The 26850-nt window shown below is 72.2% G+C and carries 18 protein-coding genes and 3 pseudogenes; 14 read left to right on the top strand and 7 right to left on the bottom strand.

The window, feature by feature from the left end:
* Positions 1 to 95: 95 nt before the first annotated feature.
* The 4 genes from SNA_RS27105 to SNA_RS27090 all read left to right on the top strand — a co-directional run bounded on the left by SNA_RS27105 (position 96) and on the right by SNA_RS27090 (position 6943).
* Positions 96 to 929: a M55 family metallopeptidase gene (locus SNA_RS27105; RefSeq protein WP_044367099.1), complete on the top strand. Its 834-nt coding sequence runs from the start codon at positions 96 to 98 to the stop codon at positions 927 to 929.
* On the top strand, positions 922 to 2340 hold the full coding sequence (locus tag SNA_RS27100; protein WP_078970223.1) for a M20/M25/M40 family metallo-hydrolase: 1419 nt from the start codon (positions 922 to 924) through the stop codon (positions 2338 to 2340). Before SNA_RS27105 ends, SNA_RS27100 begins: the two co-directional genes overlap by 8 nt.
* A gap of 126 nt (positions 2341 to 2466) precedes the next feature.
* Positions 2467 to 4494 carry a S9 family peptidase gene (locus tag SNA_RS27095; protein WP_044367098.1) on the top strand — a complete coding sequence of 676 codons (2028 nt, stop codon included), beginning with the start codon at positions 2467 to 2469 and terminating at the stop codon, positions 4492 to 4494.
* A 628-nt stretch (positions 4495 to 5122) separates the two neighbouring features.
* Complete coding sequence (locus tag SNA_RS27090) at positions 5123 to 6943, top strand: alpha/beta fold hydrolase (protein ID WP_030063023.1); 1821 nt, start codon at positions 5123 to 5125, stop codon at positions 6941 to 6943.
* Positions 6944 to 7115: 172 nt separating this feature from the next.
* On the opposite strand, the gene SNA_RS27085 is transcribed toward SNA_RS27090, so the two are convergent.
* From SNA_RS27085 to SNA_RS27075, 3 genes are all read right to left on the bottom strand, one after another.
* Positions 7116 to 7310: a ferredoxin gene (locus SNA_RS27085; RefSeq protein ID WP_030063024.1), complete on the bottom strand. Its 195-nt coding sequence runs from the start codon at positions 7308 to 7310 to the stop codon at positions 7116 to 7118.
* 55 nt (positions 7311 to 7365) lie between these two features.
* Positions 7366 to 8601, bottom strand: coding sequence for a cytochrome P450 (locus tag SNA_RS27080; RefSeq protein ID WP_044367097.1), 1236 nt, complete (start codon positions 8599 to 8601; stop codon positions 7366 to 7368).
* Between the two features lie 232 nt (positions 8602 to 8833).
* Positions 8834 to 9478: a TetR/AcrR family transcriptional regulator gene (locus SNA_RS27075; RefSeq protein ID WP_030063026.1), complete on the bottom strand. Its 645-nt coding sequence runs from the start codon at positions 9476 to 9478 to the stop codon at positions 8834 to 8836.
* A gap of 111 nt (positions 9479 to 9589) precedes the next feature.
* On the opposite strand from SNA_RS27075, the gene SNA_RS27070 reads away from it, so the two are divergent.
* Entirely contained in the window at positions 9590 to 10489 is a 900-nt protein-coding gene (locus SNA_RS27070; RefSeq protein WP_044367096.1) for a DUF2867 domain-containing protein, read from the top strand.
* A 171-nt stretch (positions 10490 to 10660) separates the two neighbouring features.
* On the opposite strand, the pseudogene SNA_RS27065 reads toward SNA_RS27070, so the two are convergent.
* A pseudogene (locus SNA_RS27065) lies at positions 10661 to 11858 on the bottom strand (RNA-guided endonuclease InsQ/TnpB family protein); the annotation flags it as partial.
* A 182-nt stretch (positions 11859 to 12040) separates the two neighbouring features.
* On the opposite strand from SNA_RS27065, the pseudogene SNA_RS27060 reads away from it, so the two are divergent.
* The 4 genes and pseudogenes from SNA_RS27060 to SNA_RS27050 form a co-directional block, all read left to right on the top strand.
* A pseudogene (locus tag SNA_RS27060) lies at positions 12041 to 12604 on the top strand (GNAT family N-acetyltransferase); the annotation flags it as partial.
* 27 nt (positions 12605 to 12631) lie between these two features.
* Positions 12632 to 12988: pseudogene (locus SNA_RS44330) on the top strand (glyoxalase superfamily protein); the annotation flags it as partial.
* Positions 12989 to 13126: 138 nt separating this feature from the next.
* Complete coding sequence (locus SNA_RS27055; protein ID WP_044367095.1) at positions 13127 to 15178, top strand: DUF5107 domain-containing protein; 2052 nt, start codon at positions 13127 to 13129, stop codon at positions 15176 to 15178.
* A gap of 129 nt (positions 15179 to 15307) precedes the next feature.
* Entirely contained in the window at positions 15308 to 16234 is a 927-nt protein-coding gene (locus tag SNA_RS27050) for an NADP-dependent oxidoreductase (RefSeq protein ID WP_030063031.1), read from the top strand.
* A gap of 27 nt (positions 16235 to 16261) precedes the next feature.
* Here SNA_RS27050 and SNA_RS27045 read toward each other — a convergent pair whose 3' ends face one another.
* The 3 genes from SNA_RS27045 to SNA_RS27035 all read right to left on the bottom strand — a co-directional run bounded on the left by SNA_RS27045 (position 16262) and on the right by SNA_RS27035 (position 19099).
* Positions 16262 to 16636, bottom strand: coding sequence for a VOC family protein (locus tag SNA_RS27045; protein ID WP_044367094.1), 375 nt, complete (start codon positions 16634 to 16636; stop codon positions 16262 to 16264).
* Positions 16637 to 16678: 42 nt separating this feature from the next.
* Positions 16679 to 17494, bottom strand: a complete 816-nt coding sequence (locus tag SNA_RS27040; protein ID WP_044367093.1) for a class I SAM-dependent methyltransferase — start codon at positions 17492 to 17494, stop codon at positions 16679 to 16681.
* Positions 17495 to 17593: 99 nt separating this feature from the next.
* Positions 17594 to 19099 carry a bifunctional phosphatase PAP2/diacylglycerol kinase family protein gene (locus SNA_RS27035; protein ID WP_044367092.1) on the bottom strand — a complete coding sequence of 502 codons (1506 nt, stop codon included), beginning with the start codon at positions 19097 to 19099 and terminating at the stop codon, positions 17594 to 17596.
* Between the two features lie 379 nt (positions 19100 to 19478).
* On the opposite strand from SNA_RS27035, the gene SNA_RS27030 reads away from it, so the two are divergent.
* The 5 genes from SNA_RS27030 to SNA_RS27010 all read left to right on the top strand — a co-directional run bounded on the left by SNA_RS27030 (position 19479) and on the right by SNA_RS27010 (position 26534).
* Positions 19479 to 20684 carry a cytochrome P450 gene (locus tag SNA_RS27030; protein WP_044367090.1) on the top strand — a complete coding sequence of 402 codons (1206 nt, stop codon included), beginning with the start codon at positions 19479 to 19481 and terminating at the stop codon, positions 20682 to 20684.
* A 326-nt stretch (positions 20685 to 21010) separates the two neighbouring features.
* Entirely contained in the window at positions 21011 to 22057 is a 1047-nt protein-coding gene (locus SNA_RS27025) for a type III polyketide synthase (protein WP_030063035.1), read from the top strand.
* A 202-nt stretch (positions 22058 to 22259) separates the two neighbouring features.
* A complete protein-coding gene (locus tag SNA_RS27020) occupies positions 22260 to 23462 on the top strand; it encodes an aminotransferase class I/II-fold pyridoxal phosphate-dependent enzyme (RefSeq protein ID WP_044367089.1) in 1203 nt (400 codons plus the stop codon).
* A gap of 138 nt (positions 23463 to 23600) precedes the next feature.
* A complete protein-coding gene (locus tag SNA_RS27015; RefSeq protein WP_030063037.1) occupies positions 23601 to 24785 on the top strand; it encodes an MBL fold metallo-hydrolase in 1185 nt (394 codons plus the stop codon).
* Between the two features lie 309 nt (positions 24786 to 25094).
* Positions 25095 to 26534, top strand: coding sequence for an amino acid permease (locus tag SNA_RS27010; protein ID WP_044367088.1), 1440 nt, complete (start codon positions 25095 to 25097; stop codon positions 26532 to 26534).
* Positions 26535 to 26850: the final 316 nt, after the last annotated feature.

Here is a 26850-nt window from a genome sequence, read left to right as displayed (position 1 = left end):
CGCTGCGCCACCCGGGTAGACCTCCGGTGGTCTGGACCTCCGGCGTTATCCACAGGTCTGGCCGGGGTGTTCGGGGCCGCGTAACGTGACGAGGCATGAAGATCCTGATCAGCGCGGACATGGAAGGCGCAACGGGCGTTACCTGGCCCGCGGATGTGCTGCCTGGGACGCCGCAGTGGGAGCGCTGCCGGCATATGTTCACCTCCGATGTGAATGCGGCGATCGCCGGGTTCTTCGAGGGCGGGGCCGATGAGGTGCTCGTCAATGAAGCGCACTGGACGATGCGCAATCTGCTGCTGGAGCAGCTCGACGAGCGGGCACAGATGCTGACGGGGCGGCACAAGTCGCTGAGCATGGTCGAGGGCGTCCAGCACGGTGACGTGGACGGCATCGCCTTCGTCGGCTACCACACCGGCGCGGGTACCGAAGGCGTCCTGGCGCACACCTATCTGGCCAACACCCTCACCGGGGTCTGGGTCGACGGCACCCGGGCCAGCGAGGGGTATCTCAACTCCCTTGTGGTGGCCGAGTACGGCGTGCCTGTCGTGCTGGTCACGGGCGATGACCGGACGTGTCAGGACGCCCTGGGGTATGCGCCGGACGCGCCGGGGGTGGCGGTCAAGGACTATGTGTCGCGGTACGCCGCGGTGTGCCGGCCCCCGGCCCGTACGGCCGCCGACATCCGGGCCGCGGCGAAGACGGGGACGGCGCTGGCGGGGCGGCGCGAGCCGGTGCGGCGCGGGCCGCATGGCGTCGAGATGGAATTCGACGCCGAGCATCTGGTGGGCGCGGCGACGTGCGTGCCCGGCGTGGAGCGCAGCGGAGAGCGCCGCGTCGCGTATACCAGTCAGGACATGTATGAAGCCATCCGGTGCTTCAAGGCGGTCACCACCGTCGTCTCTTCCGCCGTGGAGGAACAATATGGCTGAGCAGCAGGGGGACCGCGCCGGACCCGTCGGCGTCCCCGAAACGGCCGGGTCCGCCAGGGTCGTCGGCCCCGCCCGGGCCGCCGATGCCGTCGCGCCCGTCGACCAGCAGGCCCTGGACGAAGTGGTCCGCTTCACCTCCGAGCTGATCCGTATCGATACCGGCAACGCCGGTGACGGAGCCTGCCAGGAGCGCCCGGCCGCCGAGTACGTCGCCGAGCGGCTGGCCGACGCCGGGCTCGAACCGACGCTGCTGGAGCGCACCAAGGGCCGTACGAACGTCGTCGCCCGGATCGCCGGCACGGACCCCGGGGCCGCGGCCCTGCTGGTGCACGGCCATCTGGACGTGGTGCCCGCCGAGCCCGCCGACTGGAGCGTGCACCCGTTCTCCGGGGAGGTGCGCGAGGGCGTGGTCTGGGGCCGCGGCGCGGTCGACATGAAGAACATGGACGCCATGGTGCTGGCGGTCGCCCGCCGGTGGGCGCGGGCCGGCGTCCGGCCGCGGCGCGACATCGTGCTGGCCTTCACCGCCGACGAGGAGGCCAGCGCACACGACGGCTCGGGCTTCCTGGCCGACCATCACGCCGACCTCTTCGAGGGCTGCACGGAGGGCATCGGCGAGTCCGGGGCCTTCACCTTCCACGCGGGCGGCGGCATGCGGCTGTACCCGATCGCGGCGGGGGAGCGGGGGACGGCCTGGCTGAAGCTGACCGCGCGCGGGCAGGCGGGCCACGGCTCGAAGGTCAACCGCGCCAATGCCGTCAGCCGGCTGGCCGCCGCGGTCGCCCGGATCGGCGCGTACGAATGGCCGGTCCGGCTCACCCCGACCGTGCGCGCCGCGCTGCGCGAACTGGCCGCCCTGCACGATCTCGACGTCGATGTCGCCGCGCCCGACTTCGACGTCGATGCGCTGCTGGCCAAGCTCGGCCCGTGCGCCAAACTGGTCGAGCCCACGGTCCGCAACAGCGCCAACCCGACGATGCTGGACGCCGGTTACAAGGTCAATGTGATCCCGGGCAGCGCGGTCGCCTATGTGGACGGCCGGGTCGTCCCCGGCGGCGAGTCGGAGTTCCGTACCACCATGGACACCCTCACCGGAGCCGAGGTGACCTGGGACTACCACCACGGCGAGGTCGCGCTGGAGGCGCCGCTGGAGTCCCCGACGTATGCGGCGATGCGGGCCTCGGTCGAGCGGTTCGACCCGCAGGGCCATGTCGTCCCGTACTGCATGTCCGGGGGCACGGACGCCAAGCAGTTCTCCCGGCTGGGCATCGCAGGCTACGGCTTCTCGCCGCTCAAGCTGCCCCCGGAATTCGACTATCAGGCGCTGTTCCACGGCGTGGACGAACGGGTGCCGGTGGAGGCTCTGCACTTCGGCGTCCGGGTCCTGGACGATTTCCTGAGACGGGCTTAGGACAGGATCCGGGACAGGACCGGGGACGGAATCGGGGACAGGCCCCGGGGCGTGTCCGCGGGCAGGCGGAGCGGCAGGACCGTACAGCGGCACCCACGCGGTGCCGGGTGAAGGAGGAACAGCAGCATGGTGACCACGGCCCCCCACGGCGCCTGGCCGTCGCCGATCGACGCCCGGACGGTGGCGTCCCATGACGGCCGGCCGACGTTCGTCGGTGTGGTCGGCGACGAGATCTGGTGGACCGAGCCCCGGCCCGCCGAGGGCGGCCGCCGCGCGCTGATGCGCCGACGGGCGGACGGCACCGTGGAGTCGCCGCTGCCCGGACCGTGGAACGTCCGCAGCCGGGTGATGGAGTACGGCGGTCAGCCCTGGGCCGGTACGGTCACCGAGCGCGGCCCCCTCCTGGTCTTCAGCAACTTCGCCGACCAGCGGCTGTATGCCTACGAGCCGGACAGCGGCGTCCCCCCGCGCCCGCTGACCCCCGTCTCCGCGGTCGGCGGCGGACTGCGCTGGGCGGACCCGGTGCTGCGCCCGGAGCTCGGCGAGGTGTGGTGCGTCCTGGAGGAGTTCACCGGCGCGCGGCCGACGGATGTGCGCCGGGTGATCGCCGCCGTACCGCTGGATGGATCGGCCGCCCAACACCGCGCTTCCGTACGGGAGTTGAGCGATGCCCGGCACCGGTTCGTCACCGGCCCGCGGATCTCCCCGGACGGGCGGCGGGCGGCCTGGATCGCCTGGGACCACCCCCAGATGCCCTGGGACGGGACGCTGGTGATGCTGGCCGAGATCACCGCCAAGGGGGAGTTCGCCGATGTCCGGCCGCTCGTCGGCGACCTCGGCCCGACCGCGCCCGGCGGCGGCGAGAGCGGCGAGTCCGTCGCACAGATCGAGTGGGCCGCCGACGGCTCGCTGCTGTTCGCCTCCGACCTCAGCGGCTGGTGGGAGCTCCAGCGCCTCGACCCGGACGCGCAGTCGGACGGCGTGGTGGCGAGCCGGGGCCTGTGCCCGGCCCGGGAGGAGGAGTTCGGCGGCCCGCTGTGGACCCTCGGGCAGCGCTGGTTCCTGCCGCTGGACAACGGCACCCTGGCCGTCCTCCACGGCCACGGCACCACCGTCCTCGGCATCCTCGACCCCGTCTCGGGAGAGCTGGTGGACGCGGCGGGCCCCTGGACGGAATGGGCCCCCGCCCTCGCCGTCCACGGCAGCCGCGTCATCGGCATCGCCGCCGGGCCGCACCGCTCCTACGAAATCGTCGAGCTGGACACCTGCACCGGACGCGCCCGGCCCCTCGCCGCCGAACACACCGACGTCGTGGACCCTGCCTACTATCCGCAGCCGCAGACCCGCACCTTCGCGGGCCCCGACGGGCGCGACGTCCACGCCCATGTCTATCCGCCGCACCACCCCCAATACGCGTCCCCCGAGGGCGAGTTGCCGCCCTATGTGGTGTGGGTGCACGGCGGCCCGACCGGCCACTCCCCTCTGGTGCTCGATCTGGAGCTGGCCTATTTCACCTCCCGCGGCATCGGCGTCGCCGTGGTCAACTACGGTGGTTCCACGGGCTACGGCAGGCACTACCGCGAACGGCTGCGCGGCCAGTGGGGCGTGGTGGACGTCGAGGACTGCGCGGCCGTCGCCCGCGCGCTGGCCGACGAGGGCAGCGCCGACCCCGCCCGGCTGGCGATCCGCGGCGGCAGCGCCGGCGGCTGGACCGCCGCCGCCTCGCTCACCACCACCGACCTCTACGCCTGCGGCACCATCAGCTACCCCATCCTGGACCTGGCCGGCTGGGCCACCGGCGAGACCCATGACTTCGAATCGCAGTATCTGGAGTCGCTGGTCGGCTCGTTCGCCGAGGTGCCCGAGCGGTACCGCGAGCGGTCGCCGCTGCACCGCGCGGACCGGATCACCGCGCCGTTCCTGCTGCTCCAGGGCATGGACGATGTGATCTGCCCGCCCGTGCAGTGCGACCGGTTCCTCGCTGCGGTCGAGGGGCGCGGCATACCGCATGCCTATCTCGCTTTCGCGGGCGAGGGGCATGGCTTCCGTCGCGCCCAGACCATCGTCCGCGCCATCGAGGCGGAACTCTCCCTCTACTCCCAGACCTTCGGCTTCGTCCGCGACGACATCCCGGCCTTGGAGCTGCGCCCATGACCGTCCGCTGCGCTTGGCTTGGACCCCACGTTTTTGTCTTTCCCGCCGTGGGGGTTTTTCGCCGTTGCGCCTGCGGCGGGCGTGGTGTTTTCGGGTGCGGTACCACGCCTCCGGACTCCGTCCTGCGGCGCGGCCCCTCCCGTGGGTGGGAGGGAAGGGGCCGGTGGGGGCGTGCGTCCTCTGTCCAGTTCCCATGTCTCGACGGACAAGCGGCACCCGACCACCCACGGATCCCCCACTGGTTTTCTCCCACCCCCAACGGGGAGGGGCCGGGCCGCAGGACGAAGTTCGGAGGCTCGGTCCCGCTGCCGAACAGCCCCGCGCAAGCGGCAACGCCCGCCGCAGGCGCCACGGCGAGAAGAAACCGCGGCGGGACGGCCGACAACGTGGGGAGAAACCCGCGACGGCGGGAAAGCCGAAAACGTGGGGCCCCGGCAAAGCGCAGCGGACGGGCGACACGAGCGCATACCCCCCGACCTGCTGAATTCGCCCTGAACGACGGCGAACTGACGTGCCATCAAGAAGTCCTGTCAGGGTCGTTGACACGTCGGTTACTCGTGTCACACGATGAGGCGCTGCTACCGACTGGTTGGTACGGCCGTCCTTGTGGAGGTCCTTCGTGCCCAGCGTGTCCCGTGCCGCGTCCCGCTCCGTACTCCGCACTTCCCTCGCCCTGCTGGCAAGCACCGCACTCGCCGCGCCCCTCGCCCTGACCGCCCCCGTACACGCATCCGCCACCGACCCGTACGCCGTCTCCGCGCTGAAGGTGACCGTCCGCGCCGGCGGCCGCACGTGCACCCTGGACGCGGACCTCTACCGCCCCTCCGGCGTCGACGCCGCACACCCGGCGCCCGCCGTCCTGACCACCAACGGCTTCGGCGGCAGCAAGGCGGACGGCTCGACCGACGCCATCGCCAAGGCCCTCGCGGCCCGCGGCTATGTCGCCCTGGCCTACTCCGGCCTCGGCTTCGGCAAAAGCGGCTGCCCGATCTCCCTCGACGACCCCAGGATCGACGCCCGGGCCGCGAGCGGGCTGGTCGATCTGCTGGCCGGCACGCGCGCCGCCGACGACGGTACCCGGGTCGATTACGTCACCCAGGACGGCACGGGCGATCCCCGGGTCGGCATGATCGGCGGCTCGTACGGCGGCGCGATCCAGATGGCGACCGCGTCCGTCGACCACCGTATCGACGCACTGGTCCCGCTGATCACCTGGAACGACCTCTCCTACTCCCTCGACCCCAACAACGCCGGCCGCATCCGGGGCGCAGCCGGACCGGTCCCCGGCGCCTACAAGTACGAGTGGACCAACGGCTTCTTCCTCATCGGCGAGGCGCAGGGACTGCTCCATCCGAGCCTGGCGGCCTCGCGGTGGGGCGGTGCGGGCTGTCTGCACTTCGTCGCGCCGGCCTGTCGGACCAAGCGGCTGCTGGATTCCGGGCGGTACCCGGCGGAGCGGACCGCCGCCATGCTCGCCTATGTGCGCAGCGTCTCCCCGGTCTCGTATCTGCGGTCGGTCAAGGCCCCGACGCTGCTGGTCCAGGGCCAGGCCGACACCCTTTTCAACCTCAACGAGGCCGCCGCCACCTACCGCACCCTCACCGCCCAGGGCACCCCGGCCAAGATGATCTGGCAGCACTGGGGCCACAGCGGCGGAATGGAGCACCCGGCGCCGGGCGAACTGGACCTGGGCAAGGGGCACTTGGAGAGCAGCTACGTCGGCAGGCGGATCCTGGCCTGGTTCGACCGCTATCTGCACCACCGGATGGGGGCGCACACCGGGCCGGCCTTCGCCTACTACCGGGACTGGGTCACCGACGGGCCGACGTATGCGACCTCGCCCCGATTCCCCGTGGGCGCCGGCCAGAAGCTCTATCTCTCCGGTGACGGCAGGCTCGTGGACGACCGTACGCAGGTGGTGCGCGGCAGCCGCACCTACCGCAACCACCTGCTGCCCACCAGTCATTCCGAGAACCCGGCGTCCGGTCTGCTCAGGCTGCCCGACCTCGCGCCGTACGACGGGAGGGGCACCTATCTGGACTGGACCTCCGCCCCGGTGGCCGAGGGGAGGCCGGTCGATGTGGTGGGCGCGCCCAGGGTGTCGCTGAGGGTGATCTCGCCGCGGACCGAGAGGGTGCAGAACTCCTCCGACGCGGCCGACAAGCTGGTGCTCTTCGCCAAGCTCTACGACGTGGCGCCGGATGGCTCGAAGACGCTGGTGCACCGGCTGGTGGCCCCGGCCCGGGTGCCCGATGTGACGCGGAAGTTCACCGTGGAACTCCCGGCCATCGTGCACCGTTACGAGCCGGGGCACCGTCTGCGCCTGGTGATCGCCGCGAGCGATACGGCGTATACAGGCAATCGCGGGGTGAAGCCGGTGAGGGTCACCAGCGCGCCCGAGGACACCGGGGTCCTCGAACTGCCCGTTACCCAGGGGGCGTTGGGGTAGTGCGGTGCAGCCGGGGTCGCTGCGGTAGCGGATGGGGTGGATGCCGTAGGGATACCGGATGCCGTTGGGATGAAGGGCCGTAGGGAGAGAAGTCAGGGGACGCGTCACGCGGCCGTCGTGACGGGGTGGTCTTGACGGCCGGACGGTCGTTACGGCCCGACGGCCTTCGTGGTCAGGCGTCCTCGACGGTGATGGCCTGCACCGGGCAGGCGCGGGCGGCCTCCCGTACGAGCGGGTCGCCCGCACCGTCCTCGCTGCCGGGCAGCACCTGGCTGAAACCGTCGTCGTCCTGGGTGAACACCTTCGGCGCGGTCAGGACGCACTGCCCGGAGCCGATGCATACGTCCTGGTCAATGGCGATCCGCATACCGGACCCCTTTCGCTCGTCCGCTGTTACGTCCGCTGTCACCGGTGGGTGGCACTTACCAGGCCACCGGCAGTTCGATCATGCCTTGCAGGGTATCGCCGGGTTTGAACGGGATCTCGGCGGCCGGCGCGGCGAGCCGCAGATCCGGGATCCTGGTGAACAGCGAGCCCAGCGCGATCTCCATCTCCGCGCGGGCGAGATTCTGGCCCAGGCACTGGTGCACGCCGAAACCGAAGGCCACATGGTGGCGCGCGGAACGGTCCCAGTCCAGGGCGTCCGGCTCCGGATACGCGGTGGCGTCCCGGTTGATCAGGGAGGTGGGGAACAGCACCCCGTCATCGGCGCGAATGGTCACGCCGCCGATCTCGATGTCCTCCGTTGCCACCCGTACCAGCCCGTCCGCGATGGACAGGAACCGCAGCAGCTCCTCGACGGCGGCCGGTATCTGCTCCGGCCGCTCCCGCAACCGGGCGAGCCGCTCGGGGTGTTCGAGCAGCGTGAAGGTGCCCAGCGAGATCATATTGGCCGTGGTCTCATGGCCCGCGACCAGCAGGATCATGGCCAGCCGGACCAGTTCCCGGTGTGCGAGGGAGCCCTCCTTCAGCCGGTCGGCGATCAGTTCGTCGAGCAGCCCGTCACCCGGCTCGCGCTCCTTACGGGCGATCAGCTCGGTGAGGTACTCCTCAAGTCGGAGGCGTGCCTGCTCCGACTCCTCGCTCGTCGGGCCGCGCAGGATCCGGCGCGACTGCTCCTCGAAGAACTCGTGGTCGCCGTACGGGATGCCGAGCAGCGCGCAGATCACCATCGAGGGAACGGGGAGGGCGAATGCGGATACCAGCTCGGCGGGCGGGCCCTGGGCCAGCATCCGGTCCAGCAGACCGTCGACGATCCGCTGGATGTCCGGCCGCATGGCGGCGGTCCGTTTGACGCTGAAGCTGGGGATCAGCATCCGGCGCTGAGTGTTGTGCTCCGGGTCGTCCACGCCGATCAGCGGGGTCCGCACCCGCCGGATCGCCTCCAGGCGCTCGATGGGAATGGGGAACGCCGGGTTCTGGCGGTCGGACGAGAGCCGGCGGTCGGTCAGCAGCGCCCGCGCCTCGGCGTGGCCGGTCACCGCCCATACCTGGCGGCCGTCGTAGAAGGCGACCCGGGTGAGGGGACCCTGTCCGCTCAGCGGCCGGTAGCCGGTCGGCGGGTGGTAGGGACAGGAGCGGTCCTGAGGGAAGACGATCGCCTCGGACGGCGCCCGGGACGGCGCCGCGAAGGGCGCCGCGGTCGGTACTTCGGTCATCGAACTGCCTCCCATACAAGGGGTTTGAGGTGCTCGTGTGGCGGGATGGACAGGACGGGCGGGATGGAGCTTCGCCCGTCAATTCCCACTTCATGCCTCTGTACGGTGTATGGCTAGACCTAGTTCGGCCAACTCGGGCCGTTTTGCAGGGGAGTTAAGCAAAGGTGGGGCCCCGCGATATCGGCCGGTCGCCGGGCGGTTGGCCACCTGCCGGCCGCCCGTCGGCTCCTCGTCACCCCCGGTGCAGCAACGTGTCGATCACCGACTCCAGATAGCGGGTACGGTCCGCCCCGGTGGGCAGCGCCTGGGGGGCCGCATGGCCGAGCTGGGCGTGGCCGAGATGCGCGGTGTACGCGAGCAGTCCGCGGCGCCGCGCCTCGGTCTGCGGAAAGCCCAACTCGGCGAAGAGCGCGGAGACATAGCCGATCCGCCGCTCGGTGACCCGGGCGAGCGCGGCCGCCACCCGGGGGTCGGCGGCGGTGGCCAGCAGCGACATTCCCAAGGGGTCGGTGAGGGCCGCGTCGGTGGCCCGCAGCAGCAGGGCGCGCAGCCGGAGTTCGGGGTCGGGTTCCGCCTCCGTCTCGGCGATCACGGCCTCCGTGGCGACCTCGGCCCAGCGCTCCAGGGCGGCCTCGATGAGGGCGTCCCGGCTCGCGAAGTGCCAGTAGAAGCTGCCTTTCGTGGTGCCGAGCCGGGCCGCCAGCGGTTCGACGGCCACCGCCGCGAGACCGCCCTCGCCGATGGCCGCCAGTGCGGCATCGGCCCAGTCCTGTGCGGTCAGCCGCTGCCGTGTGCCGGCGTTTTTCGGATGTCCCGCCTTCGGATGTCCCGCCTTCGGATGTCCCGTCTTCGGATGCCCCGCTCGTCGTTGTGCCATGACCATACGCTACCGTACGGTCAAACATACGCTGCCGTATGGAGGTGCCGGATGCGATCAAGTAGCTCCAGGCGAAACCCCGTTGATGACCCGAGCCGCACCGCTCGTGAGGTGCGCAACCGCACCATCCGCGATGTGCACACCCGCACCGTCGCCGCCCCGGCCGACACCGTCGGCGCCCTGATCGACCGGCTGGGCGGCGACCCGGATCCCGTCTTCCCGGTGCCCGCCTGGCCGCCGATGCGCTTCGACCGGCCGCTGGGCGTCGGTGCCGACGGCGGCCACGGCTTCGTCCGCTACCGCGTCGCGGCCCATGAACCCGGGCGCCGTATCCGCTTCGACTTCACCCCCGGCCCGGCCGGATTCCACGAGGTCACCGTGCACCCCGTGGGCCCGGACAGCTGCCGCGTCGAGCACGTCCTGGACAGACAACTGCACGGTCGGCGCAAGCTGTTGTGGTACGCGGCGGTGGGCGCCGTCCACCGCACGGTCGTCGAGGAGCTCCTCGACAACATCGAGCGGGCGGCCACCGGACACGTCCGTCACCCCGTCCGCCCCTCGCCCCGCGTCCGCCTCTTCCGTCGCCTGGCGTGGGAGCGCCCGAAGGCCGTTGCGCTCTCCGTCGAAGCCCAACTGGCACGGAGTGCCTTCTCCCGTACGGACTTCCAGGACGCCTGGCAGATGGAGCTGCCGCCCGGTATGCCCACCGATCCGGCCGCCTGGGAGGGCGTACTGCGCGGCTTCCCCGCCAGGGGCCGGACGGACCGGGAACTGCTCCTGGGGAAGGATGCCCGGCACCTGGACTTCCGCGCCTCGCTCCTCCTCGCGAACGGCCATGTCACGCTGAGCACGGTCGTCCACACCCACCACCTCGGCGGCCGCGCCTACCTCGCCCTCATCCGCCACCTCCACCCCGCGATGGCCCGTCTGATGCTGCGCCGTACGCACCGCCGGCTGGCGCTGGCCGTGCCGGGCGCGGGGGAGCGGGAGCGGGCGCGGACGGGAGGATAGCGGAGGCGGGGCGAAGGGCAGCGGCGCTCCCGGCGCGCCGCCCCGCCACGCCGGGGCCGGTGGCCGGGCCCGACCACCGGCCCGCCGCCCCGGTTCCGTACGATCTCCCGTTGACACCTCCCCCTCGCGGGCGAGGGGGATTCCTGGCTCACGTCGCCTGCGGTCCGGCGGGCCGACAGGTCTTACACGATCAGCACCAGCCGGGTTGAAGACCAGCCCGGACGAGCATCACGCGGGCGGAGTTCTTGTCTCTGGGCGAGACCGCTCCGCACGCGGTGCACGTATATGTTCGTTCCGAGAGAGGTAGTGCGTGCTTGGTTCTCGCTCCGCACTGCGCACAGTCCATCGTGGTGTGCGCGGGGTGGACCAGATGCACGGCCCTGCCGTGCTTGCGGGCCATCTCGACCAGCGCCGCCTTGGTCGCGCCGATCGCGGCGTCAGCGGCCTTACGGGCCATCGAGGACTTGGCGAGGAATTTCGGCTTGAAGTCCTCGACCGCCAACGCGTCATGGTCACGGACAACGCGCTTGGCCCACTTGCGGGCAGTGTCCTGACGCTGCCGGGACACCTTCTTCTGCAGCTTGGCCGCGTGATGCTTCGCTTCCTGGTAGCCCTTCGATCCGGTCTGGCCGCGCTTGGGCTTCCTGCGCGCCATCATCCGCTGGTAGTGCGCGAGGCGCTGCGCAGCGTTCTTTCCGTGCTGCGGGTGGGGGAGGTCGTGGGCGTCGGATGTGGTGGTCGCGGTTTCCTTCACGCCCCAGTCGATGCCGATCACCGCACCCGTTTCCGGAAGCGTCTCGGTGTTGGTGGCTACGACGAAGGACGCGTACCAGTGTCCGATGCTGTCGCGGTAGACGCGCACGCTGGACGGGGTCTTGGGCAGCTCCCGCGACCACACCACGGTTACCGCGATGCCGCCCGCCAGGTGCAGGCGCCCGTCCTTCAAGCGGAATCCGCGCCGGGTGTATTCGAGGGTGGGGAGCGCTTCGCGCTTCTTCTTGTACTTCGGCATCCCGGCGCGCTGCCGCACAGGAAACCGGGCCTTGATGTCCTTGAGCGCTTTGGCGCGGGACTTGCCGAAGTCGCGTATCAGCTGCTGCTGAGGAACGCACGCGCCCTCACGCAGCCACTCCGTACGGGCACGCGCCTCGGTCAGCATCGCGGCGAGCTGCACCGGACCGCACGTCTCCTTCTCGCCGGTGGCCTTGTTGTGCGCGTACACGGCCTTCGACTTGGCCACGCACTCATTCCACACCCACCGACACCGCGTCCACTCCGCTTCCAGCGCGGCACGGGCCGACGACGACACACGCATGCGGTAGGTGTAGCGGGCATGCCCGTCACCTGTCGTCTGCGCTTCCGTCATCATGACCATCAACCTACCCGGGGGGTCTGACAGTTGAGAGCTCCTGCCCTGTGCGGGCTGCCTCACCACCGTTGCGGATGGACGCCGATCCGCCCAGGCGGCGCATCGGTATTCCCCGCCCCGCTCACACGGGAGCTTCGTTTCCCCACCCGGCCAAAGCCGGGCGTATCCACGAAGGAAAGCTGATGACGTCCAACGACCGCGACCACCGGAACGACCCCGACCGTCCGAACGCCCCCTACCTCGCCCGCGGCCCCCGGATCGGCATCCGCCCCTTCACTGCCGCCGACCGGGACGAGTTCACCGCCCGGGCGCGGGAGAGCACCGAGCTGCACCGCCCCTGGCTCGCCCCGCCCGCCACCGACGCCGACTACGCCTCCTACCTGGCGCGGCTCCAGGAGCCGCTGCGCGAGGGCTTCTTGTTCTGCGAGCTGGACAGCGGCAAGATCGCGGGCTATCTGACGATCAACAACATCGTGCACGGCGCCTTCCGCAGCGGCGCCATCGGCTACGGCGCCTTCGCCCACGCCGCCGGGCGCGGTCTGATGAGCGAGGGCCTGCGGCTCGTCCTGCGCCACGCCTTCGAGGTGCTGGGCCTGCACCGTCTGGAGGTCAACATCCAGCCGGCCAACGCCGCCTCCCTCGCTCTGGTGCAGCGGGCCGGATTCCGCCGCGAGGGCTACTCCCCGGACCTCCTCTTCATCGACGGCGGATGGCGCGACCACGAACGCTGGGCGCTCACCCACGACGCGGTCCAACGGCCCGTCTTCGGCCGTTCGGTGCCCGTCTTCCGGATCTTCGACCTCGCCAAGGCCCGGGAGTTCTACGTCGACTACCTCGGCTGCACCGTCGACTGGGAGCACTGTTTCGAACCCGGTACGCCGCGCTATCTCCAGGTCTCCCGCGGCGCCCTGGTCCTGCACCTCTCCGAGCACCACGGGGACGCCACACCCGGCTCCACGCTCTTCACGGAACTGACCGGGGTGCGCGAGCTGCATGCCGAGCTGGCTGCGAAGGACTACCCGTATCTGCGGCCCGGCCTGGAGGAGGATGAGACCGGCCGCTCGCTCACCCTCATCGACCCGTTCGGCAACCGGCTGCGCTTCAACGAGCCGCCGACCGCCGGGGCGTAGGAGCACACGCGCCGTCTTTGCGTAACCCTGACCCCGTCCGCCGCAAGAAGCCCTGTCCAGAAGGGCGCTGACGAGGTTCCATGGTCAACAGGAGGCCGCCGGAGCCGAGGTGGCCCGGTCCAACCCTGCGAGGCAGCCGTGGCCACGAGTGTGCGACGCACCACCCTGACCCTTCCCGCCGCCCCCATCGGCCCGGACAACCCGCTCCCGGCCCTGCGCACGGGCCCCGACCTGCACCGTATCGAGATCCCCGAGGACGCCGGACTGCCCGCCGACATGGCCCGCCAGATCGGCTACGGCCCGCTGCGCTCGATCCTGCCCACCCGGCTGCGCGACGGTTACGGGCGCGACCGCCGCAGCACCGACGTCGACGGGCTGGTCCTCGAGAACGACCGGCTGCGCGCCACTGTCCTGCCCGGTCTCGGCGGCCGGGTGTACTCCCTGCACCACAAGCCGACCGGCCGCGAACTCCTCTACCGCAACCCGGTGTTGCAGCCCGCCAACTTCGCCCTCAACGGTGCCTGGTTCTCCGGCGGCATCGAATGGAACATCGGCGCCACCGGCCACACCACCCTCTCCTGCGCCCCGCTGCACGCCGCCCGCGTCCCGGCGCCGGACGGCGGGGAGATGCTGCGCCTGTGGGAGTGGGAGCGACTGCGCGATCTGCCGTTCCAGGTGGACCTGTGGCTGCCCGAGGGCTCCGACTTCCTGCACGTCGGCGTACGGATCCGCAATCCGCACCACCACACCGTCCCCGTCTACTGGTGGTCCAACACCGCCGTCCCCGAGGGCGCGCAGACCCGCGTCCTGGCCCCCGCCGACGCCGCCTGGCAGTTCGGTTACGACCGCACCCTGCGCCGCGTCCCGGTCCCGGTGGCGGACGGCGCCGACCGGACCTACCCCCTGCGCAGCGAGATCCCCGCCGACTACTTCTACGACGTCCCCGACGGCCCCCGCCGGTGGATCGCCTCCCTCGACGCCGAGGGCCACGGCCTCGTCCAGACCTCCACCGACACCCTGCGCGGCCGCAAGCTGTTCCTGTGGGGCGCCGGGCGGGCCGGGCGGCGCTGGCAGGCGTGGCTCACCGAACCGGGCACCGGCGGTTATGCCGAGATCCAGGCCGGTCTGGCCCGTACGCAGCTGGAGCACCTACCGCTCGACGCGGGCGGCGAGTTCGCGTGGCTGGAGGCGTACGGACCGCTGGCCGCCGATGCGGCCACCGTGCACGGGGACGACTGGGGCGCGGCGCGCGGTGAGGTCGCCGCGCGGCTGGAGGCGGCGCTGCCGCGGGCCGACGTCGAGGCCGCCTACGCCGCCTGGCGCCCCTACGCCGACCACGAACCGAAGGAGGCGCTGGCCACCGGCTCCGGCTGGGGCGCCCTCGAAATCGCCCGCGCCGGATTCGACCTGCCGGGCACCCCGTTCGACACGGCGACCCTCGGACCGGCCCAGCGGCCCTGGCTGACCCTCCTCGAAACCGGCGATCTGCCGCCAGAAGGGCCCGTACCCGGCCCGGCGCTGGTCGCCCCCGCCTGGCGCGATCTGCTGGAATCCGCGCTGCCGGGTCCGGCCACGGACTACCACCTGGGCCTGGCCCAGTGGCATGCCGGCGACCGCGCGCAGGCCGTCCGCAGCTGGGAGCGCGCGCTGGCGGCCGGCGGCGGCCGGCTGTCGCTGGACGCGCTGCCGCTGTACTGCCTGGCGGTCGCCGAGGCCGAGTCGGGCGAGGCGGTACGGGCCGCCGACCGGTACGCCGAGGCGTTCGGCTGCGCGGCCCGCTTCGCCGAGACGCTGGCGTCCGACGACGCCTCCGCGCGTGCCTGGCGGGCGGTGCTGCCCGCGCTCGCCCGGGAGGCGGTCCCGGCGCTGCTCGCCGTGGACCGCGCCGAGGAGGCGTGCGATCTGCTGGCCCATCTGCGCCAGGAGGACCTGGCCGACGGCCGCTTCCGCCTGCTGACCGCCCAGGTCCTGATTGCTCAGGGCGAACCGGCCGCGGCCCGCGCGGTGTTCGAGGCCGGCTTCGAGATCCCCGACCTGCGCGAGGGCGAGGAGACCCTCAGCGACACCTGGTACACCCTCACCGAACGCCTCATCGCCGGCACCGGCCCGGTCACCGACGCCGTACGCGCCGAGGCCCGCACCCAACACCCCCTCCCGGAGCGCTACGAGTTCCGGATGCGGCCGGTGTGAGGCGGGGGAGGGGCCGGGGAGGCCCGGTGGGGGGCGGTGATTCCGCCGCCCCCCGTGATCCCTAGGCCATTCGGAGATTTTTCCCGGCCCCGCGGAATGATCCCTGGCCGTCACGCGTTGTGACCGTTCATGAAGGCAATCAGCGTGAACAGCTACGGCGGCCCCTCGGTCCTCGAATACACCGACCAGCCCGATCCGAAGGTGGGTCCCGACTCGGTCCTGATCCGGGTCAGAGCCGCCGGCGTCAATCCCGTGGACTGGAAGATCGTCGGCGGCTATCTGGACGCGATGATGTACGCCCACTTCCCGCTCATCCCCGGCTGGGACGTGGCGGGCGTGGTCGAGGCGGTCGGCGTGGACGCGGCCGAGTACGCGGTCGGTGACGAGGTCATCGGCTATGTCCGCAAGGACGAGGTGCAGCACGGCACCTACGCCGAGCTGGTCGCGGCCCCGGTGCGGACCCTGGCCCGCAAGCCCGCCGCGCTCAGCTGGCAGCAGGCCGCGGGGCTGCCGCTGGCCGGGCTGACGGCCTATCAGGCCATCGAGCGGGTCGGGACGAAGCGGGGCGAGACCGCGCTGGTGCACGCCGCCGCGGGCGGCGTCGGCTCGCTCGCCGTACAGATCGCGGTGGCCCGGGGCGTACGCGTGATCGGCACGGCCAGCGAGCGCAACCACGATTTCCTGCGCTCCCTGGGCGCCGAACCGGTGACGTACGGTGACGGACTCGCCGAGCGGGTCCGGGCGCTGGCGCCCGAGGGTGTGGACGTGGCGCTGGACTTCGTCGGCAACGGCGTCCTGGACGTCTCGCAGGAGCTGCTCAAGGACCGCGGCCGGCTGGCGTCCATCGCCGACGGCGAGGTCCAGCAGAAGGGCGGCCATATGGTGTGGGTGCGCCCGGACACCGCCGATCTGACGGCGCTCGCCGATCTCGCGGAGGCCGGCAAGCTCACCGTCCCGGTGGAGGCGGCGTTCCCGCTGGCCGAGGCGGCCGAGGCGGTCAAGCGCAGTATGTCCGGACGCTCCCGCGGCAAGATCGTGCTGGAGGTCTCTTCCTGACGGACCGTCGGCCGGTCGGCCCGGCGCCTACCCCACCCGCTGCCCGCCATCCTGATCCTGCTTCCGGTCGACGTACTCGAAGACCGAGCCGTCCGGATGGCGGGCGACGAGATTGCGGCCGATCGGCGTCGGCAGCGGACCGGCGATGATGTCCGCGCCGACCGCCGTCAGATCGGCGACCGCCTCGTCCACGTCCTTCACGGCGAGGGTCGCCGTGATCTTCCGCAGCACCGACAACTCCGCCTCGGGGCCGCTCATCAGGAAGAAGCACCCGACGGCCGCGACGGCCACACCACCGCGCTGAAAACGAATGGCCTCGGCGCCGGTGAGCCGTTCATAGACGCCGATCGCCGCATCGAGGTCGCCGACGCATACCCGCAGTGAGGTCCCCAGAATGTCCATACGGGGCAGCCTAGTTGGGTGCCTTCCCTGCGCGCACGGTGGTCACACCCGGCAGAGGATCTCGCCGTGCAGGATGGCGAACCAGCCGTCCTCGTCGGCGCCCCACTCCCGCCACGCCCCCGCGATCGCGGCCAGCTCCTCGGGGGTGGCGTGTCCGCCGTCCACCGCCAGCCGTGCGTACACCGACGAGACCGTACGGTCCGCCCACAGCTCGCTCCACCAGGCCCGTTCCTCGGGGGTGTGGTAGCACCAGGTGGCGGCCGTCGCGGTGAGGGTGGACGGGACGAAACCGGCCTGGCGGGCCCAGGCGTGCAGCCGGCGTCCGGCGTCCGGTTCGCCGCCGTTGGCGCGGGCCACCCGCAGGTACAGCCGCTGCCAGTCGTCCATCCCCGGGACCTGCGGGTACCAGATCATGCCCGAGTAGTCCGAGTCGCGGACGGCGACGATTCCGCCGGGTTTGGTGACCCGGCGCATCTCGCGCAGCGCCTGGACGGGATCGCCCACGTGTTGCAGGACCTGATGGGCGTGCACCACGCAGAACGTGTCGTCCGGGTAGTCCAGTGCGTGGACATCGCCGACCGCGAAGTCGATGTTCGTCAGCCCGCGTGCGGCGGCCGTGGCGCGGGCCTGCTCCAGTACCTCGGGTGCGTGTTCCAGGCCGGTGACCCGCCCGTCGGGCACCAGCGCGGCCAGATCGGCGGTGATGGTGCCCGGACCGCAGCCGATGTCCAGGACGTGCATCTGCGGCCGCAGCGAATCCAGGAGATAGGCCGCCGAGTTGGCGGCGGTGCGCCAGGTGTGGGAGCGCAGAACGGACTCGTGGTGGCCGTGGGTGTAGACGGCGGACTCCTGCGGCATGGTCGGCTCCTTCCGGGTAACCGGGCAACTGATCACACCGTACGCACGATCTCGCATCATGAGAGTCCCGTCTCAACATGCGAGCGAGGTGAGAGCGCGTCAGGCGTACGGCAGGCGGTAGACCGTCAGCGCCTCGTTCGCCTTCTCCAACGTCAACTCGCCCTCCCACGTGGTGACTTCACCGTCGACGGCGAGGGACGTACCGGTCGGCAGACCGCTCAGCCGGAGGGTGCGCAGCCGGGCCTCGCCGAGGACCGGGGAGGTGTGCGGACTGCCGGTCAGGGCCGCGGCGAGCAGCCGGGTGCGGGCCAGCCGGCCGCCGTGCACCACCCGTACGTCGAGCACCCCGTCCGCCAGATCGTGCCGCCGCACCGGCGTCAGCCCCAGCCCCCGGTACCGGCAGTTGCCGGCGAACAGCAGCCACACCGCGCGCCGGGTGCCGTTGACCTCGACCGTCAACGGCTCGGCGGTACGCAGCACTTCCCACGCCGCGAGCACCCCCGCGGGCCAGGCCCCGATCCGCCGCGCCCACCGTTCGCGGATCCGCACCAGCTCCGGATACACCCCCAGGGAAAAGGTGTTGAGGACATACCGGCCCGCCCGGTCCGGCCCGGCCCCGAAACGCGCCAGATCGACGGCGACCGCCTCCCCGCTCTCCACGGCGCGCGCCGCATCCGCAGCGGTCTCGATACCCAGGTCATGGGCGAAGTGGTTGTGGGTGCCGCCGGGCAGCACCGCCAGCGGCAGCCCGTACCGTACGGCGACCGTGGCCGCCGCATTGACGGTGCCGTCCCCGCCGAGCACCCCGAGCGCCCCGCCGCGCACCCCGGCCCGTCGCGCGGCATCCTCCAGCGCCGCCGTCAGCGTGCCCGCCGCAGCGCCTCGCGAGGTCCGCGCCCGGGGGCCGCCGTACGGGACGACCTCGGCATGCGGCAGCACCCGGCGCAGCTCCTGGGTCCGGTCGACGTGCGCCCCGGCGCGCTGCCCCGATCCCAGGTTGGCGACCACCACCAGCCCGCGCCCCCCGGGCAGCGCGGGAGCGTCGGCGCGCGGGCGGGCGGGCGGAGCCAGCTGTGCGCGGGTCGGCGCCAGGCCCCGTACGGCGAAGGCGGCCCCGGCGCCCAGTGCCGCCCCCGCCAGCACATCGCCCGGATAGTGCACCCCCGTATAGATACGGGAGAACGCCACCGACGCCGCGACCGGTGCCAGCGCCAGCCCCCACCACGGCTTCTCGAAGCCGACACCGGTGGCGAAGGCCACCGCCGAGGCCGCATGCCCGGACGGGAAGGAGGAGGTGAACGGCTGGCGGTGCAGTCGCCGTACCACCGGCACCGCGTCCAGCAGCGGCCGCGCGCGCCGCACGGAGCGCTTGCCGAGGGTGTTCACCGCCGCCGACGCCACCGCCAGCGACGCCAGCCCGCGCAGCGCCGCCCGGCGGCCGGGCCTGCCGCCCAGAGCGGCGGCGCCCGCCGCGATGCCGCACCACAGCAGCCCGTGGTTGGCGCTGCGCGACAGCCGCGGCAGCACGCTCCGGGCGCCGGGCCACTCGCGGGAGGCGATATGGACGAAGACCAGCCGGTCGAGGTGAGGCAGGGTGTGTCGCATGCGGCACCTTGTACCCGGACGCTGCCGGGGCAGACCGGGGCGCGGCCGAACGGGGGGAACGGCGGCCGGGGTGGCGACGGCCCACGGGGGAGCGGCCGTGCGGCGGAAACCGGTACGGGAAACCACCCGATCGGCGTAATGCTCCCGGTGCCCGCGCCGTGCCGTACCCCGCCGCCGACGGCCCTGGCGACCTCGCGTTTCCCGCCCGCCCCCGGGCCGACGGCCGGGCCGCGCCGCGGACGCCTGGCTAGCATGCTTGCGAGCGACGACAAGGCGCCCGTGCGGTCACAGGCCGACGCGCGCCGCCGCCCACCACGCCCGGCCTGCCCGCGCGCAGGCGGGCGTTCCCGCTCAAACCCCCCACCTTCGGGAGCTCAGCATGGAATCCGGCCCGAACGTCTGGAACTGCCCCTTCGACTACGCCGAGGCCCTTGAGTTCGATCCCACGCTCAAGCGCCTGCTGACCGAGGAACCGGTGGCCCGTATCAAGCTGCCCTACGGGGAGGGAGAAGCCTGGCTGGTCACCCGGTACGACGACGTACGCACCGTGACCACCGACCGCCGCTTCAGTCGGCACGGCGTCGTCGGCCGGGACTTCCCCCGGATGACCCCCGAGCCGATCGTCCAGGACGAGGCCATCAACGTCATGGACCCGCCCGCCAGCAGCCGGCTGCGCAGCCTGGTCTCCAAGGCGTTCGCCCCCCGTCACGTCGAACGGATGCGGGCCCGTACCCAGGGAGTCGTCGACGAACTGCTGTCGGCGATGGCCGAGCAGGGCCCTCCGGGCGATCTGATGGAGAACCTCGCGAGCCCGCTGCCGCTGACCACCATCTGCGAGGTCCTCGACATCCCCGAGGACGACCGCGGACGGCTGCGCGGCTACGCCCGCACCATGATGAACACCAGCCTCTCCAACAAGGACGCCGCGGTCCGGGCCAAGGCCGAGATGCGCGCGTACTTCGCGGACCTGACCGCGCGGCGCCGCGCGCACCCGGGGGACGACCTGATCAGCGCCCTGGCCACGGCGCGCGACGGCGACGAGATCCTCGACGAGCGGGAACTGACCGTGATGGCGATGGTCCTGCTCATCACCGGCCAGGACACCACGACGTACCAGATCGCCAACCTCTCCTACACGCTGCTGACCCGGCCCGACGATCTGGCCGCACTGCGCGCCGACCCGGAGCGGCTGCCGTCGGCGATGGAGGAGATGCTGCGGTTCATCCCGTTCCGCAAGGGCGTGGGCATTCCCCGGGTCGCTCTGGAGGACGTCGAACTGAGCGGCGTGACGATCCGGGCGGGGGACATTGTGCATGTCTCGTACCTGACGGCCAATCGGGACCCGCGCAAATTCGACCGGCCCGACGAACTGGACCTGGACCGCGAGAAGCCGCAGCACATGACCTTCGGCTGGGGCGGGCACCACTGCCTGGGCGCCCCGCTCGCGTTCGTCGAGATGGAACTGGCGCTGCGCACCCTCCTGGAGCGCTTCCCGGACCTCAAACTGGCCAAGCCGGCCGACGAGGTGCGCTGGAACGAGACCTCCATCTGGCGCTATCCGCTCGCACTGCCGGTCACCTGGTGACCCCATGGCATCCCGCAGCGGCATGCGGACGTCACCCGACTGCCGTACCGTAGCTCGTAAAGCTTGATCACCTGCAAAGGCGATCGGCTTACACACTGACCGAGCTGCAAGATGACCCACCTGCACAGGGCGAGTTCATCCTTCGACGGCAGGCCCGCTCGCTGCGCCCCTCGCGGGGCCTTGGCCGGGCCGCCGGACCCGTCAGCGGGCTGTGGTGCACCGCGCACCGCAGCACCGCGGCGGATCCCCCGGACCGCCAACACCCCGTACGTCACCGCTATCAGGAGCGCAGCGGGCGGGCCACAGTCTGCTAGGAGCGCAATCCCATGGCAGTTCTGTGCAAACCGGCAATCGCAGTCCCTGAGTACATCATCACCAGGGACGACACCCTCGAACTGGCACGGCAGCTGCACGACGACCATCGGCAGCTGAAGAAGGTGCTGCGGCTGATCGAACACACCGGAGTCGTCCGGCGGCATCTGATCCAGCCGATCGACAAAGTGCTGGAACACCCGGGGCTCGACGCCCGCAGCGCCGTCTACGAGGAAGAATCCAAGGCCCGCGTGCCCGCAGTGGTGCGCAAGGCGCTCGACCAGGCCGAACTGGACCCGCAGCAGATCGATCTGATCGTCTATGTGTCCTGCACCGGCTTCATGATGCCCGCCCTGACCGCATGGCTCATCAACGAAATGGGCTTCAGGTCGGAGACCCGGCAGATCCCGATCGCGCAGCTCGGCTGTGCGGCCGGGGGCGCCGCGATCAACCGCGCACACGACTTCTGCCGGGCCTACCCGGACGCCAACGTGCTCCTGGTCGCCTGCGAGTTCTGCTCGCTGTGCTACCAGCCCACCGACCTGGACGTGGGATCGCTGCTGTCCAACGGCCTGTTCGGGGACGCGGTGGCCGCCGCGGTGGTCCGCGGACGGGGCGGCACCGGCGTCCGCCTGCAACGCAACGGCTCGTATCTCATCCCGCACACCGAGGACTGGATCTCCTACGCGGTGCGCTCCACCGGGTTCCACTTCCAGCTGGACAAACGCGTCCCCGGCACCATGGAGCCGCTCGCCCCCGCGCTGCGCGCGGTCGCCGAGGCCGAACACTGGAACGCCGGCGACCTGGACTTCTACATCGTCCACGCGGGCGGCCCGCGCATCCTCGACGATCTGTGCCGCTACCTCGGCGTCCCTCCCGAAGCCTTCCGCTTCAGCCGGGCGACGCTGACCGAGTACGGCAACATCGCCAGCGCGGTGGTGCTCGACGCCCTCGCCCGGATGTTCGACGAGGCGTCGGCGCACGACGGACAGCGCGGGCTGGTGGCGGGTTTCGGACCCGGCATCACCGCCGAAATGGCGCTGGGGACCTGGACCTCGTAGGGCGGCCCGGTTCGGCCGTCGCTCGCACGGATGGCCGAACCGGTGCCCCATACGGTCGCACCCCGCCCCGCCGCCCGGCCCCTCCCACCTGCCGCTGACGTGTCGGCCCGGCCGCCACCCGTGCCATCTGCCAAGGTGGTCGGAGCCGTCAATCATGTGATGGGCCCACGATCGCCTGCTGTCGCGGAGGGTGGAGGTACGGATGCAGCTCGCCGCCCCGGATCCGGCCCCGGACCCGCCGGCGGGCCTTCCGGTGCTCCCGGAGCTCGCCGCGCATCTCGCGGCCGCCGCCGGCCGGGACGAGGCGGAACCGCCCGGCGGCTCCCGCCCGCTGCGCACCGCCGCCTGCGGCTACTTCGCCCGCCGCGGCCTGGACACCGACCCCGGCCATACGCTCGCCGCGCCGGGCGCGCCCGCCCTGCTCCTCGCGCTGTACGCCGCGGCCGGCGGGGCCGTGGTGCTGCCCCGGCCCTGCTCACCGTGGTACGCGCCGCCCGCCCGGATGCTCGGGCACCCGGTGCACCGCGCGCCCGTACCGGCCGAATCGGGCGGTGTGCCCGACCCGTTCGCGCTGCTGGAGACCGTCCGGCGGGCCCGGATACACGGCGTCGAGCCGCGCGTCCTGGTGCTGTCCGTCGCCGACGACCCCACCGGCACCTGCCCGGTGCCCGAGCAGCTGCACGAGGTGTGCGAGGCGGCGGCGGGGGAGGGGCTGTGGGTGATCAGCGACGAGTCGTACCGCGATCTGCTGCACGATCCGCATGACACCGTGGTGCTCAGCCCGGCCGAGATGCTGCCCGACGAGGTCGTGGTGCTGACCGATCTGCGGGCCGCGCTCGTCCCGGCGTCCTGGCCCGCGGCCCTTGCGCGCTTCCCGGACACCGAGCGCGGCGCCGCCCTGCGCGGCGCGACGCTCGATGCGCTGGCCGCGCTGGACATACCGCTGCCCGGCCCGCTGACCTGCGCCGTCGCCCATGCGCTCGGCGAGCCCGAGGCCGTACGCACCCGGACCGCCACCGCCGCCCGGCTGTACGGGACGCTCGCCGCCGCGCTGCACCGCACCCTGACCGACGCCGGTGCGCTGTGCCGTCCGCCGCACTCCGGCAGCCATGTCTACGCCGACCTGGAGCCGCTGCACCGCGCCCTCGCCGCCCGCGGGATCAGTGAATCCGCCGCACTGGAACGGGAGTTGGAACGCTGGGCGGCACGCGGCGGGCATCGCTTCGGGGACGATCCGGGGGCGCTGCGGGTGCGGCTGGGGTCCGAGGCGCTGCTCGGCGACGGCATGGAGCTGCGCGGGCAAGCCCTGGCGGCGGCCGACCCCCTCCAACTCCCGTACGTGGCCGATGCGTTGACCGCCCTCTCGCAGGCGCTGGCCGCGCTGACGGCCTCGGGGGAGGGCTGAGCCGGCCCGGTATCCGTCGCCCCAGCCGTCCGTCCCTGTTGCGATCCCTGAGTCCGAGCCCTGCGCCCGTGCCCCGTGTTCGCGCCCCGTGTCCCGCGCCCCGTGCGTTCCCCGTGCGTCCCCCGAATGGAGCCCTCGATGACCGAACAGACCGAGCGCTCGGTCGCCGAAGCCCGCGCGTCCGCCCAGCCGCCGGCCCCGCCTGCGCCGCCCCCTGAACCTCCCGCACCATCCGCCGAGGCACTCGCCCCACCCGCCGAGCTGCCCCTCCCAGCATCCGCCGACCTGCCCCTCACCCCTCCCCGCACCGCCCCCCTCCGCCCGCACCCCGTCCCGCCGCCGCTCACCGAACCCCGCCCCCTGGGGGAACCCCGTACCTGGCCGCGGGACTTCACGGACCGGCTGACCGCGCCGCTGCCCGGCGTCCGTGCGCTGGCCCGGATCGCCCGGGAGGGCAAGCTGCGCCCGGTCCCCGAATCGCTCCGGGAAATCCAGGAACTCCCCTTCGAACCGGGCCCGATGCCCCAGGCCGGACCGACCACCCTCGCCCTCACCTGGGCCGGACACGCCAGCTGGGTGATCCGGATCGGCGGCCTCACCGTCCTGACCGACCCGGTCTGGTCCCGCAAGATCCTCGGCACCCCGCCCCGGGTCACCCCCGTGGGCGTCCGCTGGGAGGACCTGCCGTCCGTCGACGCCGTCGTGATCAGCCACAACCACTACGACCACCTGGACGCCCCGACCCTCAAGCGGCTGCCGCGCCACACCCCGCTACTGCTCCCCGCCGGCCTCGCCCCCTGGGCCCGCCGCCGCGGCTTCACCCAGGTCACCGACCTCGACTGGTGGGAGGCCGTCGAACTGCCCGCACCCGGCGGCACCGTACGGTTCGACTTCGTCCCCGCCCACCACTGGAGCAAGCGCACCCTCTTCGACACCTGCCGCACGCTCTGGGGCGGCTGGATGCTCACCGCGCCCGACGGGCGGCGGCTGCACTTCGCGGGGGACACCGGCTACGGCCACTGGTTCGAGGAGATCGCCCGCCGCTACCCCGGCATCGACGCCGCCCTGCTGCCCATCGGGGCCTACGACCCACGCTGGATCCTGCGCCCCGTACACACCGACCCGGAGGAGGCCGTACGCGCCTGCCAGGACCTGGGCGCCCGCGTCCTGGTCCCCATGCACTGGTCCACCTTCCTCCTCTCCGCCGAACGCCCCATGGAACCCCTCCACCGCGTCCGCACCGCCTGGACCGCCACCGGCCGCCCCCGCGAGGACCTGTGGGACCTGGCGGTGGGCGCTTCGCGGGTGCTTCCGGAGAGGTGAGCGGGGGCACGGGCGGCGGATACGTCCCCTGAGCTCCAACGTCCCCTCGCCACCCATGTCGTCGGCCGACTCCGCCCACCCTTCTGCCATCAGTCGGTACGGCCGAAGATTTTCGCCCCACAGGTCGGCCGGACAGGATGATCCGCGGCGATTTTGAGCGCTGCGCGCGGCCGGTGACCATGGGCTCAGCCGGCACCCCGGCGAGCCAGCACGATGAGAGACGCGTCACACACCATGCACCGCGATCCTGCCGCAGAGGTCACCCCTACCGCCTCTGACCTGCACGCTCAGTCAAAGCGTCCGTTTCGGATGAACCTGATGACCGCCACTGCCCTGGTGATGGGCAACATCATCGGCGGCGGCATCTTCCTCCTCCCGGCCTCGGTCGCCCCCTTCGGCACCGTCAGCCTGCTCGCCTTCGGTGTCCTGACCGTCGGAGCGGTCGCCCTCGCCCTGGTCTTCGGCCGGCTGGCGGAGCGCCACCCGGACACCGGCGGCCCCTATGTCTACGCCCGTGAGGCGTTCGGCGACTTCGCCGGGTTCCTCTCCGCCTGGTCGTACTGGACCATGACCTGGGTCAGCAATGCGGCGCTCGCGGTCGCCGCCGTCGGCTATGTCCATGTGCTCCTGCCCGGGTTCGCCTCCCCCGGCAATGACCTCCTCGTCGCGCTCGCTGCCCTGTGGCTGCCGGCGCTGGCCAACTTCGCCGGTACCCGCTACGTGGGCGCGGTCCAGCTGATCTCCACCGTTCTGAAGTTCATCCCGCTCCTCTTCATCGCCGTCGTCGGACTGTTCTTCTTCGACCCGCGCAACCTGGGCGCCTTCCACGAGGGCGGCGGCAGCGCGTTCGGCGGGATGTCCGCGGCGGCCGCGATCCTGCTCTACAGCTACGTGGGCGTGGAGTCCGCGGCGATGAGCGCGGGCGAGGTCCGCGATCCGGAACGCAACGTAGGCCGGGCCACCGTGCTGGGCACCGTCGGCGCCGCCGTCGTCTACCTCCTGGGCACCCTCGCCGTCTTCGGCACCGTCGCCCACACCAAGCTGGTGCACTCCACGGCGCCGTTCTCGGACGCGGTCGATGCGATGTTCGGCGGCCACTGGGGCGGTACGGTCGTCGCCGCCGCGGCCGTGATCTCGATCATCGGCGCCCTCAACGGCTGGACCCTGATGAGCGCCCAGTCCCCGTACGCCGCCGCCAAGGACGGCCTCTTCCCCGCGCCCTTCCTGACCAAGCGGCGTGGCGTCCCGACCTTCGGCGTGCTCGCCGCCGCGCTGCTGGCCAGCGCCCTGACCGTGATCAACTACCTGACCGGCGCCGGCGGGGTCTTCGAGATCCTGGTCCTGATCACCACCTTCTCGGCGACCGTGCCGTATCTGCTGGCGGCCGGCGCCCAGATCTACTTCCTGCTGTCCGGCCGCCGCGACAAGGTCCGCCCGGCCCGCTTCGCCCGCGATCTGACCCTCGCCGTGCTGGCGTTCGGCTTCACCTTCTGGCTGGTGGCGGGCGCCGGTTACGCCGCGATCTACCAGGGCGTGCTGTTCCTCTTCGCCGGAATCCTGGTGTACGCGGTGATGGCGGCCCGAAGGGCCGGGCGTACGCGGGACGCGGAGACGGGGACGGGGACGGGGACGGGGACGGGGACGGAGACGGAGACAGGGACGGAGCAGGAGCAGGAGCCGGGGGCGGGGGACCGGGCGGCCGGCGGAGCGGCCGGCGCCAAGGAGACCGCCGCGGCCGACGCGCGGTAGGGCGGCGGCGCGGCGCCTTCCCCGCGTACGAGGACACGGTCGGCCCGGTCCGTACGTCGCTCCCGAGCTCCGACGGCAAAACGCGATGTCCGAACTGCTCGGCGGCGCACCGGACGCCGCCGGCCTCGCCGCCCGCGACCGGTATCTGGCCGACAGCCTGCTGGACTTGTGTGCCCCTGGGGCATCCCCTCGCCCAGGAACTCGGGGCCGACTATGTGTCCGTCGCGCTGACCAGCGGCGGTGGCCGGACCGTGGCGAACGTGCCGGACCCGGCGCACCCCGCCGGGATGCACCAGTCCGCGGCCGACGCCCCATC

This window comes from Streptomyces natalensis ATCC 27448 (assembly GCF_000935125.1).
Classification (GTDB): Bacteria; Actinomycetota; Actinomycetes; order Streptomycetales; family Streptomycetaceae; genus Streptomyces; species Streptomyces natalensis.
Note: the sequence above shows the minus strand (reverse complement) of the source record. Positions and strands in the feature narration are given on the sequence as shown.